We start from the raw sequence: 13,342 nt of genomic DNA on the forward strand, positions 1-13,342 counted from the left end.
ATTACCGGGAAAAAATCGTTCTGTAAGGCAGAACCGATGAATCGACCGGCATAAGCAAATAACTGTAAAGAAAATAACAAACAACGATAGCGATATAGATAAGAGCGTTCGATTTTTCATCAAATATCCTGACGAAATAAGGGACTAGGATCATTTGATACAGACCGAAATAAATATTGAATCTGGCAAAAATCACGTCCTTTGTGGCCAAAAGGCCGAACAAAAAACCTAGCAGGCACAAATTGACGACAATATCAATTTGCGGCCACAGACTCCGCAGTCGTTCTTTATAGCAAAATGCAAGGAACAGCGGCAGAACCAAAACAGCGATTTTGATCACATTCATTCCATTTGTGTTCGTCATGAGCCATTTTTCATAATGGCTGTATGAGCTGTTTTCAAGTACAACGACAAACACAGAAATAAATTTTTGATATAAAAATGTCATGCCGAGAAATAAAGCGGATAGGCCGAATATCGCCGGAGACCAGGCTTTTCTTCTGACAATAAAGTACACTGGAATCATAATCAGCGCCGACGAATGAAAGAGCGAGCTGACCAGCACAATCAGGAAATATCGCTTCCAGTTCCCGCTGATGATATAACGGATCGCCCAAAACAAAACAGCTGCCACCATGTATTGCCTGATGCCGTTAAAAGACGCGTAGTAATGAAAGGTTCCCAAAAATAAAAAGACACTCAGCTCAAACGGCCTGCCATAGTCGGCGAGTGTCTTCATAATAAAGCTGTAGGTCACGACCGCCACCGTAAAATACATGATTTGAGGATCTTCCGTGATGAAATTCATCAGCCAAAGGAATGCGGTAAACCCCGGATCTGTCGCTGTTTTTGCTGTGCCGAAACCGAATATCTGCCACACATTTTGATAATCGCCCGCCAATTCGTACAGCAGCGTATACGTCTGAAAATCCGTGCCGACTCGATAGCGGAGACCTGACACGAGCACAAGTGAAGCGAGCGGAATCCAGATCAAAAGCTTATTCGGCCGATACCCCGTGGCAAGCGAATCGTCACGGCCGCCGCACATTTTAGCGAACCAAGACCAAATAAATACAATCCCCATATTGACGGCATATACAATCATCGGTTATGGTCCTTTTCCGTGCTGATGTTGTATACATTCAGCAGCGCTCCTACATTTTGCTGTGCATCGTAGCCAAGTTGAGCGAGTGTTTCTTTGATGAACTCACGCTTCGGCCTGCCTGCGGCGGCGGCCCTTGCAATGGTTTCAGCCCAGACGCTGATCGGCTCAGAAAGACTTAATCTTGTGACAAGCCCGAGACCGGCGTCGACTTTTTCTGTAATGCTGTCTGAAATGATGCATGGAAGCCCCGACGCCTGCGCTTCCACAAGCACAACCGGCAAGCCTTCGTACAGAGACGGCATGACAAATACATCGAATGTTCGCATCAGTTCATGGATCCGTTCTTCCGTGCCTAAAAAGAGGACGTCTGATAGCAAATTCTGCTGCCGCGCCTCCTCCTCTATCTCCCCGCGCAACGGCCCGTCTCCCGCCAGAACGAGCTGAAAGCGAACGCCTCTTTCCTTGAGATGTGCGGCAAGCTTCAACAGGAACGCGTGGTTTTTCACTTCATGAAACCGGGCCACATGGCCAATGATGAGCCGGTCGGCTGCAATGCCGCGTGCTGCTTTTTCTTCATCAGCCGCCTGCCCATTTGGGGCGAACAACTCAAGGTCAATCCCGTTAGGAAGAAGGTGAACACGCTCCCGCTCCATATTGGACTGTCCAAATAAAAACCTGCCCGCATCCTCTCCGCAGGCACACAGCGCTGTCGCATTTGCCAAAATGAGCCGCCTGAACACGAGCAGCTGCAATCGATCCTTCCAGTTGAAGCCGGTCTTCCAAGACGTATTGTGGGAGTGGCATACCCTGACCGGCACTCCGGCGAGCCTTGCCGCAAGGGCGATAAAACCCGTTTGGAAATCCGTGTGCGCATGAACGGCGCTGAACGGCCCATTTTCTTTTATCGCGTTTCTCACATTCCTCACAAATGTAAGGGGATTGCTTTGCCCAATGCTCGGGACATAAAAAAGCCGCCCGCCTAAAGATAAAATCTCTTCATCATAAGCGCACGGATCATTTCGATACGTTAAAAAATCAAATTGCACTTTGCTTTTGTCCATCTTCCGATATAAATTCATTACCATGGTTTCCGCGCCGCCCCTGTTCATGCCGCTGAGAACATGGAGCACGCGCTTTTGGCTGCTATTCATGCTTGACAAGCCCTTCCTTTTGGTTCATCACTCTTTTTTTATGGTAGCGATTCATCACAGCTGCAGGCATAAAGGCGCGAATTAACGGTTTTGCGATATATATGTAATCAGATAAAGGAAGCTTCAAGCGTCTGCACGCCTGATAGACAAGAATGGCATTGTCGATTGAATACGTAAATGACCGCCGTTTGAATGCATCGCTGTCTTCCCTCACTTTATACAAGGCTTCCTGAAGATTATAGCCCCTGAAGCCCTCTTCAAAAAAGCGAAGCCACAAATCAATATCTTCCATTCGTCTCGTCCGCCGCACCGACCGGTAGCCTTTCAGCGTGCGGTAGGCACTCGCTCTCATCATAATCGTGCCGTGGCAAAATGGAGTCCCTTTTGCCATGATGCCCGGCTCAGGAACAGAAGGCAGAATGCGGGTGCCTCTTACGCCAAATTCATCAAACACAAGCATGCCGGTGCCAACCACCTGATAGTGTCGGTGCTTTTCTAAAAACGCGACCTGCTTTTCCAGACGGCGCGGAAACGAAAGGTCATCTCCGTCCTGACGTGCGATATAATCGCCTGTCGCATGCGAAAGACAATGATTTAATGATGCGGCAAGCCGCTTATTTGTTTTGTTTTGAATCAGTTTGATGCGGTCGCTGTAATGAGCGGCATACTGCTTCGCGATACGGAGCGTGCCGTCTGTTGACGCATCATCGCACAAAATCAGCTCCCAATTTTTATAGGATTGGCTGAGAATGGATTCTATGCTTTCTGCCAAAGTGCGTTCGCAATTATAAATGCCCATAATGACAGAAACTTTCGGTCCTGAGTTCATACGCTTTTCTCCTTTGTATCCATATCCATGTACGCGGAATAAATATCTGCCATTTCTTCCACCGTTCGCGCCTCCGAGAAGCGCAAGGCTGTTTTTCGGCCTTCCTGTCCCAGCTTTCGGCAGATCTCCGGCTTATGGTAAAGCTGTTCAATCCGGCGGGCAAAAGCAGCACTGTCACCGATTTTGATCAGAAAACCGTTTTCTCCGTCGCGAATGATTTCCCGATGCCCGCGATTATCTGTGGCGATCGCCGGTTTTTCTGCCGCCATTCCCTCAAGCACATTCATGCCGAGGCCCTCTCTAATGCTGGATGCGACAGATACATCCGCAAGCTGAATCAGCTCATGTATGTCGCTGCAAAAGCCGTAAAAACAGACATTGGCGGAGGCACCAAGCTTTTCAGCTAACATTTGATACGTTTGTTCCATTGCCCCTTCCCCGGCAAACACAAGGCGGAGCGAGGGAATTTTTTCTTTTAGCAAGGCTGCGGCTTCAATTAACTGCTTCTGGTTTTTGTTCAGATTGAGCTCAGCCGGATAAACCAATATAAAATCATCTTCACGGAACCCGTGCTTTTCTCTGAGTCTTTGCTGCTCTATCGGACTGACAGGCCGGAAACGCTCGGTGTTGACGCCAATGCCGTGAATTTTCTGCGTCCTTCCGCCCGGCCTTTGAAGTCCTTTCGCCCGTTTATAATCCTCTTCATTAATCGTAATCAGGCAGTCCGTATATGCTGAAAGCCATTTCTCGACCGGATAGTAAAGAAGCCAATTTTTCATTGGTGCTCCTTTGCAGAAGTGAAATCCGTGCGCTGTATACAGCACCTTTGTTCCGTGCCGCCGTGCCTGCCTCGCCGCCAGTCTGGCGAGAACGCCGCCGACCGGTGTATGGCAATGGACAATGTCGTATTCATAAGTGTCGATCACTTTCTTCAACTGCCTATAAACGGCCAGGTTCTGAGGGTCAAAAGGTGACCTGCGAATCGGGATGGAGAATTTCTCATCTACATACGGCAGCTTGGTTTGTCCGTTCGCGGCGACATGAACCTCCCAGCCCCTTTGTTTAAACCATTTAAAATAAGGGAGGTGAAAGGCCTTAAAATGATAATCAACAGTCGCGCAAAACAAGATCTTTTTCGTCATTTTCACTCCCCCTAATGAACACTGGCAGCCGTCATTTTGTCTGATGTATTGATTGCCGCAAACAGCCTCGCTCTCAGGTCGGCTTCCGACAGCTCATGAAAATCCTCGATAAAGCGCATCAGCACCGGCCAATCACCGTCCACCGCTTTACCGATGTGAATTTTCGGAAAGATTTGTTCAGCATGGACTTCATTTTTGTTCAGTAATTCTTCATACATTTTTTCGCCCGGACGAATGCCTGTGAATTCGATTGGAACCTGCTCTGTCGTGTAGCCGGACAAATGAATGAGGTTTTTGGCAAGATCTACAATCTTTACGGGCTCTCCCATATCGAGAACAAAAATCTGACGCCCTTTCGCCAGTGCCCCAGCCTGAATCACAAGCCTTGATGCCTCGGGAATCGTCATGAAATAGCGGGTCATTGCCGGATGTGTTACTGTCACCGGGCCGCCTTTTTCAATCTGTTTTTTGAAAATCGGAATGACGCTGCCTCGGCTCCCGAGTACATTGCCGAAGCGAACAGCGACAAATTTGGTTCTGCTGACTTTCCCAAGATTCATAATAATCATCTCTGCGAATCGTTTTGTCGCCCCCATTACGTTGGCTGGGTTCACCGCTTTGTCCGATGAAATCAGCACGAATGTCTCTGTTCCCGACATATCGGCTGCTTCCGCGACATTTTTTGTTCCGATAATATTGTTTTTGACCGCCTCTTCAGGATTATGTTCCATTAAAGGCACATGCTTATGGGCAGCTGCATGATAGACAACATGCGGCTCGTATTTTTTCATCAATGTAAACATTTTATCGCGGTCCTGCACATCAGCGATTTCCGTATGGAACACAATGTGTTTGCCGAATCGTCCGTTCAGCTCTGTATAAATTGAATGAATGCTGTTTTCCCCATGGCCGAGCAGAATAATTTCCTTAGGCTGAAACGCACTGATCTGCCGGCAGATTTCTGAGCCGATTGATCCGCCCGCTCCCGTGACGAGAACTGTTTTTCCTTTGATGCGATTCGAAATTTCGCTAGTGTCGAGGGTTACCGGCTTTCTGCCGAGCAAGTCCTCAGCTTTTACATCTCTAATTTGTCCGGCAGTTCGTGTGCCAAGCAGCATTTCATCAAAATGAGGCATAATTTTAATGCTTACTCCGGTTCGCACACATTCTTTATATAACACCTGAAGCTCATGGGTGCGGAGTGAAGGAATGGCAATAATAATAAAATTAATTTTGAGCTTTTGCACCGCAGGCATGATACTTTCTTTTCCGCCGATTACGGGCAGCCCCATAATTTCTAATTTATGCTTCGTTTGGTCGTCATCAATAAAAGCGACAGGTATGATATCTGGTTCATCTTTCGAAAGCAGCTGCCTGACCATCAGAGTCCCACCTGAGCCCGCCCCGATAATCAGCGCGCGGGACGAGGCGCAGCGTTTTTTCCTGATGCTTTCGTTTAATACTCTGGATAAAATACGGGTCCCTCCAATAGACAAAAGCTGAAGCACCCAGCACGCGGTTAACAGTCGGAAGAACATCGTGTGATACACAGCATACTGAATGACGCCGGTCACAGCGGCTGAAAGCGTAATGCCCTTAAGCAGGACAATCAGCTCGCCGAGTCCGGTGTATGTCCACACCTGTTTATACTGATTGAACAGGAAAGCACACACATGATAGCTGAGGAGCAAGCTGACAGCGGTAAGCAGTAATGCTCCGGAGTCATAAAATTGATAGGAATCTTTTAAAAATTGATATCCTGCAATAACTGAATTTAAAACGAGGTAAGTATCCAGCGCAATAATCATTGACAGTCTTCTCCGGTAACTCAACCTTTTCCCCCCTAATTCTTTTATCGGTTTAGCTGCGGCGGTTTTCGTCTCTCCAAAAAATCAGCAGCAGCTAAACCGACAATACGTCCTATGTATATATCAGATAAGTGGGCATTTAACCCATCCTCACGCCCCGCCAGCGACGACCAGCATCTAAGGCAGCAACTTCAGCTGCCCACAGCAGAGCCGAGTGCCTCCATTGATACAGGTCAGGAGACATCACCTTTACAAAAACTAGTAGGAATAGTGTTCCGATTTTTTCATTTTCTTTTTGTTTAAAAGAGCGCCTAACAGCTTCGCATTGGATTGTTCCAGTGCATCTTTTGCTTTCAGAACGGTATCGGTTTTTGTTTTTCCGCTTAAAACGACGAGCACGCTGCCGTCTGTTTGATTTGCTAGAATCTGAGCATCTGCAACAGCCAAAAGCGGAGGGGAATCAAAGATGACGAGGCTGAATTGTTCATAGATCTCAGATATTAAATCTCCCATTGCTTTTGAAGACAGCAGTTCTGCCGGGTTTGGCGGGGTCGGCCCGCTTGTCAGTACATATAAGTTATCGATCGGCGTCTTTTGCACCGTCTCACTGAGTGAAGCATTACCGACCAGCACATTTGTCAGCCCGGTTACATTATCAACCTGAAACGTCTGATTGATGGTCGGCTTTCTTAAATCGGCATCCACCAGCAGTACTTTCTTTTCCTGCTGCGCAAAGACAGCCGCAAGATTCGCTGCACTGAACGATTTACCTTCACCAGGCACAGAGGAGGTGACGAGGATAGATCGCAAGCTGGTCTGGACAGATGAGAACTCAATGTTTGTCCGAATGGTGCGATATTGTTCCGCAACAACTGATTTATTGTGTAAAACAGATATTTGAGCCAAACCTCGCCTTGCTTTCTTTTTTCTAAAGATCACTCGCTTCACTCCCCGAAATGTTTTATCCCGCGATTCCGCCCTTTGTGGACATCAGGAACGGAGCCTAAGCATGGCAATCCGGTTCTCTCGCTGAGCTGCCGTGCGCTTTTGCACGTATCATCGAGAAAATGCAGAAAAAATGCCAGTGTAATGCCGCCCATGACAGCAGCGCCAAAAGCCATGACCATATTTCGCAGCCTGGCCGGCTTGATCATCGGGCTTTCAGAAGCCTTCGCCTCTGATAATATATGTACGCCTTGTACATTCATTCTTTCATCTACTTCTTTTTCAAACTTGTTCACTAACGTGTTCGCAATCTCAGCCGCTTTCGCCGGATCGTGATCCTGGACGGCAACGTTGATAATTTCTGATTCATTTTCACTGCTGGTGATTACTTTTCCTTTCAGCGAGGAAGCCGATTCAGATAGGTGCAATTCCGCCTTAACTTCTTCCATCAAGGCAGTGCTTTTCATAATCGATTGGAACGTGCTGCTATACTGAAGATTTCGCTGGATGTCACTGAGATTCGAGTTTTCTTCACCGTCTGATTCATGAACCAGCACCTGTGTCGACGCCTGGTAGGTCGGTGAAATGACCTTAAATTGCACAAAACCCATCATAAGGGTGACGCCGATTGTGATGAGCAGAATCAGCACGAATCTGTGTCTGACAATCGCATATAATTCTTTGAAACTCATATTCTCATTCATGTATTCATAGCCTTCAGCCTTCCCGCGGCTGGCTTCCCGCGCCCCTTTCTGTTAATGATTGGATTATAAAAGAAAACGTTATTATTTAAAAATTGCAAAATAAGCCAATAAGTTCTCTTTAGAGAACAAAATCATGATTTTCCTCTAATTTACTGCACTTCCCTTATTATTTTAAATTTTATAAAGAACGAAAAATTCCTTATAATGAACGAAATAACGACAGGAATAGAGGAGAATTTCATATTATGATTGGAAGAATTATCCGTTTGTACCGTAAAAGAAAAGGCTATTCTATTAATCAGCTGGCTGTTGAGTCAGGCGTATCCAAATCCTATTTAAGCAAGATTGAAAGAGGCGTTCACACGAATCCGTCCGTTCAATTTTTAAAAAAGGTTTCTGCCACACTGGAAGTTGAATTAACAGAATTATTTGACGCAGAAACAATGATGTATGAAAAAATCAGCGGCGGTGAAGAAGAATGGCGCGTACATTTAGTGCAAGCCGTACAAGCCGGGATGGAAAAAGAAGAATTGTTCACTTTTACGAACAGACTGAAGAAAGAACAGCCTGAAACTGCCTCTTACCGCAACCGCAAACTGACGGAATCCAATATAGAAGAATGGAAAGCGCTGATGGCGGAGGCAAGAGAAATCGGCTTGACTGTCCATGAAGTCAAATCCTTTTTAAAAACAATGGGAAGATGATGATCGGTTAAAGGGCTAACGTTCGCATCTTCAGGGGAAATCTGTTTATAATGGGGGAAAAAGGGAGAGAACACAATGACTCATCAAATAGTAACGACTCAATACGGCAAAGTAAAAGGCACAACGGAAAACGGTGTACATAAGTGGAAAGGCATCCCCTATGCCAAGCCGCCTGTCGGACAATGGCGTTTTAAAGCACCTGAGCCGCCTGAAGTGTGGGAAGATGTGCTTGATGCCACAGCGTACGGCCCTATTTGCCCGCAGCCGTCTGATTTGCTGTCACTGTCGTATACAGAGCTGCCCCGCCAGTCCGAGGATTGCTTGTATGTCAATGTATTTGCGCCTGACACTCCAAGTCAAAATCTTCCTGTCATGGTGTGGATTCACGGAGGCGCTTTTTATCTAGGAGCGGGCAGTGAGCCATTGTATGACGGATCAAAACTTGCGGCACAGGGAGAAGTCATTGTCGTTACATTGAACTATCGGCTGGGGCCGTTTGGCTTTTTGCACTTGTCTTCATTTAATGAGGCGTATTCCGATAACCTTGGGCTTTTAGACCAAGCCGCCGCGCTGAAATGGGTGCGGGAGAATATCTCAGCGTTTGGCGGTGATCCCGATAACGTAACAGTATTTGGAGAATCCGCCGGCGGCATGAGCATTGCCGCGCTGCTTGCTATGCCTGCGGCAAAAGGCCTGTTCCAGAAAGCAATCATGGAAAGCGGCGCTTCTCGAACGATGACGAAAGAACAAGCGGCGAGCACCTCGGCAGCCTTTTTACAGGTCCTTGGGATTAACGAGGGCCAACTGGATAAATTGCATACGGTTTCTGCGGAAGATTTGCTAAAAGCGGCTGATCAGCTTCGGATTGCAGAAAAAGAAAATATCTTTCAGCTGTTCTTCCAGCCCGCCCTTGATCCGAAAACGCTGCCTGAAGAACCAGAAAAAGCGATCGCAGAAGGGGCTGCTTCCGGTATTCCGCTATTAATTGGAACAACCCGTGATGAAGGATATTTATTTTTCACCCCGGATTCAGACGTTCATTCTCAGGAAACGCTTGATGCAGCGCTCGAGTATTTACTAGGGAAGCCGCTGGCAGAGAAAGTTGCCGATTTGTATCCGCGTTCTCTGGAAAGCCAAATTCATATGATGACTGATTTATTATTTTGGCGCCCTGCCGTCGCCTATGCATCCGCACAGTCTCATTACGCCCCTGTCTGGATGTACAGGTTCGATTGGCACCCGAAGAAGCCGCCGTACAATAAAGCGTTTCACGCATTAGAGCTTCCTTTTGTCTTTGGAAATCTGGACGGATTGGAACGAATGGCAAAAGCGGAGATTACGGATGAGGTGAAACAGCTTTCTCACACGATACAATCAGCGTGGATCACGTTCGCTAAAACAGGAAACCCAAGCACCGAAGCTGTGAATTGGCCTGCGTATCATGAAGAAACGAGAGAGACGCTGATTTTAGACTCAGAGATTACGATCGAAAACGATCCCGAATCTGAAAAAAGGCAGAAGCTATTCCCTTCAAAAGGAGAATAAATATGGGGAAAACAGGATACATTGGTGCTGCCATTGTTGTGGCAGCTTGTATCATTATTTTGTCGGCCGTGGTATGTTTACGGGACACAGTCTATTACCAGCCTATGCGCTGGACTGGCATCATACTGTTTTTCGCGGGAATTGTGATGGTTCCCGCATACTCAGCAAAAAGAAAACCCGGAAAAGAGAAGTAATTCTCTTTTCCGGGTTTTTATGTTTATTATAATCTTCCCGCGCGAATATCGTCTGTCATTCCCTCATAAGGAGCCTTCGAAATCACTTCTTCGTTGTCGACTCCTTCATTTTTCAGAAATGTAATTTCCGCAAATTCAGGTACAACGTATTTTGGATACGTTTCATATTTTTCGCGGGATTCTTTCATCAAATCAATGTGGTCATTTTGGTAGCAAACCGTAATTTCAGGATGTTCATGCACCCATTTCGGGAAGAAAATAATGCCATGCATGCGTTTTTCATTTGGCATAAAGTTTAATGAAACATCCGTGCCAGTCGGCTCTGTCCAAGACACTTTATATACGCCTTCTGTCAGTTTGACAATATTCACTTCCTGATCCCGAACCCAGCGTCCGGCAACCATTCCGCTATGAATTCTATAATCAATTGTATGGTCGTTTTTAATATAAATCTCGTATTCCCATCCGTTTTCATACGTATAAATCATGTGGCTTCCGATAAAGTTTTCCATCTTACACACTCTCCTTAGTCTTTTACTGTACTTCATAAATGTCTAGTAGAACGTAATCAGGGGTTCTTTCTGCGGAACCGATAAACAAGCGGTCATGGAGCCATTGATAGACTTCACTGCCTGTTTCAAACGTCGGTACCGTACGAAAATAAACATGCTCCGGTTCAATAATTTCCCCGGCTGCCGCTTGTTTTCGAAACGGCTCGCTGACTTGCCGTATTCCATTGTTTTCAATGTAAATCAGTTCATGATCTGCTGTTTCAATCACATACCTGGCAGATAAATCTGTTCTGCCGTTAGCGCGAATCATTTGTGAATCGGCACCGCCCGGCAAAATACGTCCCTTTACTTCCCCGGTTATTGTTCCCGAACGAATCGGAATGAATCGTCTCAGTCCCAGGCTTGTCTCACCAATCGTGATAGGCTGATCAACCTTGATTTCTAAAGAGGCGAATGGTTTTAAAACCGGCTTCTTCACGAGAACCACCTCACCTTCAGAAAAAAATCATGTAACTATTTACATGTTCACTTTAACATCATTGCAGTTAACTGTCAAACAATAGGAACATAAAAAAACAAGGACTGTTTGAAGACAGTCCTTGTTTGAAGCTAGCTTTGATAAGCAAGATATGTGCTGACAGTGCTTTTGGCAAGACAGGCAGAGGAATCTATAATCGGAATCTCACTTTGAATATGATCTAACACCGCATTTAAATCCGTGCAGGCTGAAATGATGATGTCTGCATGCTGACTGATTTCTTCATATAGCGTCTGCCACAATGCTTGTGTATGCTGCATATGATTTGGCTGTTTGATTGCGGCGATAAGCTGGTTCACAGCCTGCTGCCAATGGTCCTTGTGAATAACTTCTTGTCCATTTCCCTTCAGAACTTTTTGGTAGATGGCGGATTGGATGGTTGGCTCTGTTCCTAAAACCACCGCTTTTTTTGCGGGATGCGGAATCTCTTTTATCGTTTCCTCAACAATATGCAACATAGGAACCGACAATGCCTGCTGAATCTCTTCATAGTAGACATGCGCCGTATTACAAGGCAGCGCAATGAAATCCACTCCTGTTTTCTCGAGCTTTACCGCTCCGTCGATAATCGCTTTTTTCATCTCGTCATGGTCAATTGGACGACCTGCATAGAAAGGCGTCGGGCATGAATAGATCATCATGTGCGGGTAGTCAATATCGTTTGAAGCCCCATACAGCTTCTGACAGTAATCAATCACCTTATCAATAAACGGCGAGGTCGATTTCGGCCCCATTCCGGCTAATATTCCGATCATCAAATTCATTCCTTTCTACTTCGTACGGACCGCTTCTTCCTCTGAGCCATCCTCATAGAGGATAAAGCTTTTCGCAGCATCCTCACCTAATGTAAACTCGACTTCAACAGACAATGCTCGCAGAAAGAAACGGGTTTCCGAGGAAGGAAATAACTCCAGTCTCAGCTGTCCGGCGATCTCCAAATAAAGCCGTTCATTCTCGGCAGTCACCTGTGCAGACGTCCCATCCTGCAACAGGTAGCTGCCAACATAGCGGCTGTATATCGCCGTATCAATTGCTTTTTTCTTTTTATCAGCAGGACGTTCCGGGACCTCATATGGCTGGCCAAATAGAATATGTTCCGCCGCCTTCAGAATCGCTTGTTCATATTCAGTATCCTCTTCCTTATTACTCAAATAGATCAGTGTTTTACGATGATCGATATATCGGATCATCAACGTCGAATAGCCGGGCCATCCTCCGCTGTGGCTGACAATCCGCCCTTTTTCAGGACTGTTTTGCAGTACCCAGCCAAAGCCATAATCAATTGTTTCTCCATTGTTGAGGCGCACTGGAGAAAACGCGGATTCCTTAGAAGCCTTGCTGATGAAATCGTCCTGATATAAAGCCTGATCAAATCGAAACAAATCGCTTGTGACAGAGTTCACCGTCCCATCTCCCTGTATGCCATCGAGATACACAACATAGTTCGTTTCCTCCAGCTCATCAGGGAGGACGTATGTTTCGGAGTGTACATCATACACATATCCATATGCATAATGATCAATTCGCTCAGGCGAAAGCCTCCTGTTATACACTCTTGTTTCATTCATGCCTGCCGGTAAAAAAATACTTGTTTTCATAAAATCCGCATAGCTCATGCCAGATGCTTTTTCAATGATAACCGCCAGCAGCACATACCCCGTATTGCTGTACAGCCAGCCTTCATTCGGCTCAAAATAACCGGGCAGCCCCTCATTCATCAGCATATCGACAATATCCTGATTCACCGCAATCTTGTGCGGATCCCAATTAGCAAAAAACCAACCCATATAATCAGGAAGCCCTGACGTATGGTTCAATAAATGCCGAATCGTTACACCCTGGTACGGAAAACCGGGCAGCCAGCGATCCACTTTATCTTCATAGCCAAGAATCCCCTTCTCCTCCAGCAAGATGATTCCCAATGCTGTAAAAGGCTTTGACAAAGACGCTAACTCAAACAAAGAGTTGGTTTTCAACGGGCGTTTTTCCGTCATTTCCGCATAGCCAAAAGAGTGGTGATATAAAATATCGCCACCCTCCGCAGCTAGAACCGTCCCGTTAAACTGATGTTTTTCGCCTAATGTCTCAAATAACGTCTGAAGATTCTTTCTTTTATTCTGCTTCATTCCTCCACCTCCCATATCTCTGTACGTTACTAACCTACT

General features: G+C 46.2%; 14 protein-coding genes. 3 read left to right on the forward strand and 11 right to left on the reverse strand.

Going from position 1 to position 13,342, the window contains the following annotated elements; translation table 11 throughout:
* Nucleotide 1: 1 nt before the first annotated feature.
* The 7 genes from epsG to MHH82_RS33290 all read right to left on the reverse strand — a co-directional run bounded on the left by epsG (nt 2) and on the right by MHH82_RS33290 (nt 7,684).
* Nucleotides 2-1,105, reverse strand: coding sequence for a biofilm exopolysaccharide biosynthesis protein EpsG (gene epsG, locus MHH82_RS33260; RefSeq protein WP_072175080.1), 1,104 nt, complete (start codon nt 1,103-1,105; stop codon nt 2-4).
* Nucleotides 1,102-2,256, reverse strand: a complete 1,155-nt coding sequence (locus MHH82_RS33265; RefSeq protein WP_021480649.1) for a glycosyltransferase family 1 protein — start codon at nt 2,254-2,256, stop codon at nt 1,102-1,104. The genes epsG and MHH82_RS33265 overlap by 4 nt, the downstream gene beginning before the upstream one ends.
* Nucleotides 2,249-3,085, reverse strand: coding sequence for a glycosyltransferase EpsE (gene epsE, locus MHH82_RS33270; RefSeq protein ID WP_003228255.1), 837 nt, complete (start codon nt 3,083-3,085; stop codon nt 2,249-2,251). The genes MHH82_RS33265 and epsE overlap by 8 nt, the downstream gene beginning before the upstream one ends.
* A complete protein-coding gene (locus MHH82_RS33275; RefSeq protein ID WP_032677035.1) occupies nt 3,082-4,227 on the reverse strand; it encodes a glycosyltransferase family 4 protein in 1,146 nt (381 codons plus the stop codon). The genes epsE and MHH82_RS33275 overlap by 4 nt, the downstream gene beginning before the upstream one ends.
* An 11-nt stretch (nt 4,228-4,238) precedes the next feature.
* The gene (locus MHH82_RS33280) at nt 4,239-6,059 is read right to left on the reverse strand and encodes a polysaccharide biosynthesis protein (protein WP_172861509.1); all 1,821 of its coding nucleotides are present in this window, start codon (nt 6,057-6,059) and stop codon (nt 4,239-4,241) included.
* Between the two features lie 234 nt (nt 6,060-6,293).
* A complete protein-coding gene (gene epsB / locus MHH82_RS33285; protein ID WP_125121130.1) occupies nt 6,294-6,974 on the reverse strand; it encodes a protein tyrosine kinase EpsB in 681 nt (226 codons plus the stop codon).
* Between the two features lie 5 nt (nt 6,975-6,979).
* The gene (locus MHH82_RS33290; protein WP_021480654.1) at nt 6,980-7,684 is read right to left on the reverse strand and encodes a YveK family protein; all 705 of its coding nucleotides are present in this window, start codon (nt 7,682-7,684) and stop codon (nt 6,980-6,982) included.
* A 245-nt stretch (nt 7,685-7,929) separates the two neighbouring features.
* Between MHH82_RS33290 and slrR the strand changes: the two genes are divergently transcribed.
* The 3 genes from slrR (at nt 7,930) to MHH82_RS33305 (ending at nt 10,127) form a co-directional block, all read left to right on the forward strand.
* Nucleotides 7,930-8,388 (forward strand): HTH-type transcriptional regulator SlrR, encoded by a 459-nt coding sequence (gene slrR / locus MHH82_RS33295; protein ID WP_003228245.1) that lies wholly within the window; start codon nt 7,930-7,932, stop codon nt 8,386-8,388.
* A gap of 75 nt (nt 8,389-8,463) precedes the next feature.
* A complete protein-coding gene (pnbA, locus tag MHH82_RS33300) occupies nt 8,464-9,933 on the forward strand; it encodes a para-nitrobenzyl esterase (protein ID WP_032726903.1) in 1,470 nt (489 codons plus the stop codon).
* A 2-nt stretch (nt 9,934-9,935) separates the two neighbouring features.
* Nucleotides 9,936-10,127 (forward strand): hypothetical protein, encoded by a 192-nt coding sequence (locus MHH82_RS33305; protein WP_003228241.1) that lies wholly within the window; start codon nt 9,936-9,938, stop codon nt 10,125-10,127.
* Between the two features lie 26 nt (nt 10,128-10,153).
* On the opposite strand, the gene padC is transcribed toward MHH82_RS33305, so the two are convergent.
* The 4 genes from padC to MHH82_RS33325 form a co-directional block, all read right to left on the reverse strand.
* Nucleotides 10,154-10,639, reverse strand: a complete 486-nt coding sequence (padC, locus tag MHH82_RS33310) for a phenolic acid decarboxylase (protein WP_003243190.1) — start codon at nt 10,637-10,639, stop codon at nt 10,154-10,156.
* Nucleotides 10,640-10,661: 22 nt separating this feature from the next.
* On the reverse strand, nt 10,662-11,117 hold the full coding sequence (locus MHH82_RS33315; protein ID WP_072175086.1) for a DUF3237 domain-containing protein: 456 nt from the start codon (nt 11,115-11,117) through the stop codon (nt 10,662-10,664).
* Between the two features lie 131 nt (nt 11,118-11,248).
* A complete protein-coding gene (gene racX / locus MHH82_RS33320) occupies nt 11,249-11,932 on the reverse strand; it encodes a broad specificity amino-acid racemase RacX (protein WP_072175087.1) in 684 nt (227 codons plus the stop codon).
* 15 nt (nt 11,933-11,947) lie between these two features.
* Complete coding sequence (locus tag MHH82_RS33325) at nt 11,948-13,303, reverse strand: serine hydrolase (protein ID WP_125121128.1); 1,356 nt, start codon at nt 13,301-13,303, stop codon at nt 11,948-11,950.
* Nucleotides 13,304-13,342 lie beyond the last annotated feature (39 nt).

The organism is Bacillus sp. FSL K6-6540, assembly GCF_038007545.1.

Excerpts from the sequence above, each read along its gene's own strand:
- racX (WP_072175087.1), bottom strand. The coding sequence starts at position 11,932 with ATGATCGGAATATTAGCCGGAATGGGGCCGAAATCGACCTCGCCGTTT.
- slrR (WP_003228245.1), top strand. The coding sequence starts at position 7,930 with ATGATTGGAAGAATTATCCGTTTGTACCGTAAAAGAAAAGGCTATTCT.
- epsE (WP_003228255.1), bottom strand. The coding sequence starts at position 3,085 with ATGAACTCAGGACCGAAAGTTTCTGTCATTATGGGCATTTATAATTGC.
- MHH82_RS33325 (WP_125121128.1), bottom strand. The coding sequence starts at position 13,303 with ATGAAGCAGAATAAAAGAAAGAATCTTCAGACGTTATTTGAGACATTA.
- padC (WP_003243190.1), bottom strand. The coding sequence starts at position 10,639 with ATGGAAAACTTTATCGGAAGCCACATGATTTATACGTATGAAAACGGA.
- pnbA (WP_032726903.1), top strand. The coding sequence starts at position 8,464 with ATGACTCATCAAATAGTAACGACTCAATACGGCAAAGTAAAAGGCACA.
- epsG (WP_072175080.1), bottom strand. The coding sequence starts at position 1,105 with ATGATTGTATATGCCGTCAATATGGGGATTGTATTTATTTGGTCTTGG.
- MHH82_RS33275 (WP_032677035.1), bottom strand. The coding sequence starts at position 4,227 with ATGACGAAAAAGATCTTGTTTTGCGCGACTGTTGATTATCATTTTAAG.
- MHH82_RS33290 (WP_021480654.1), bottom strand. The coding sequence starts at position 7,684 with ATGAATGAGAATATGAGTTTCAAAGAATTATATGCGATTGTCAGACAC.
- MHH82_RS33265 (WP_021480649.1), bottom strand. The coding sequence starts at position 2,256 with ATGAATAGCAGCCAAAAGCGCGTGCTCCATGTTCTCAGCGGCATGAAC.
- MHH82_RS33305 (WP_003228241.1), top strand. The coding sequence starts at position 9,936 with ATGGGGAAAACAGGATACATTGGTGCTGCCATTGTTGTGGCAGCTTGT.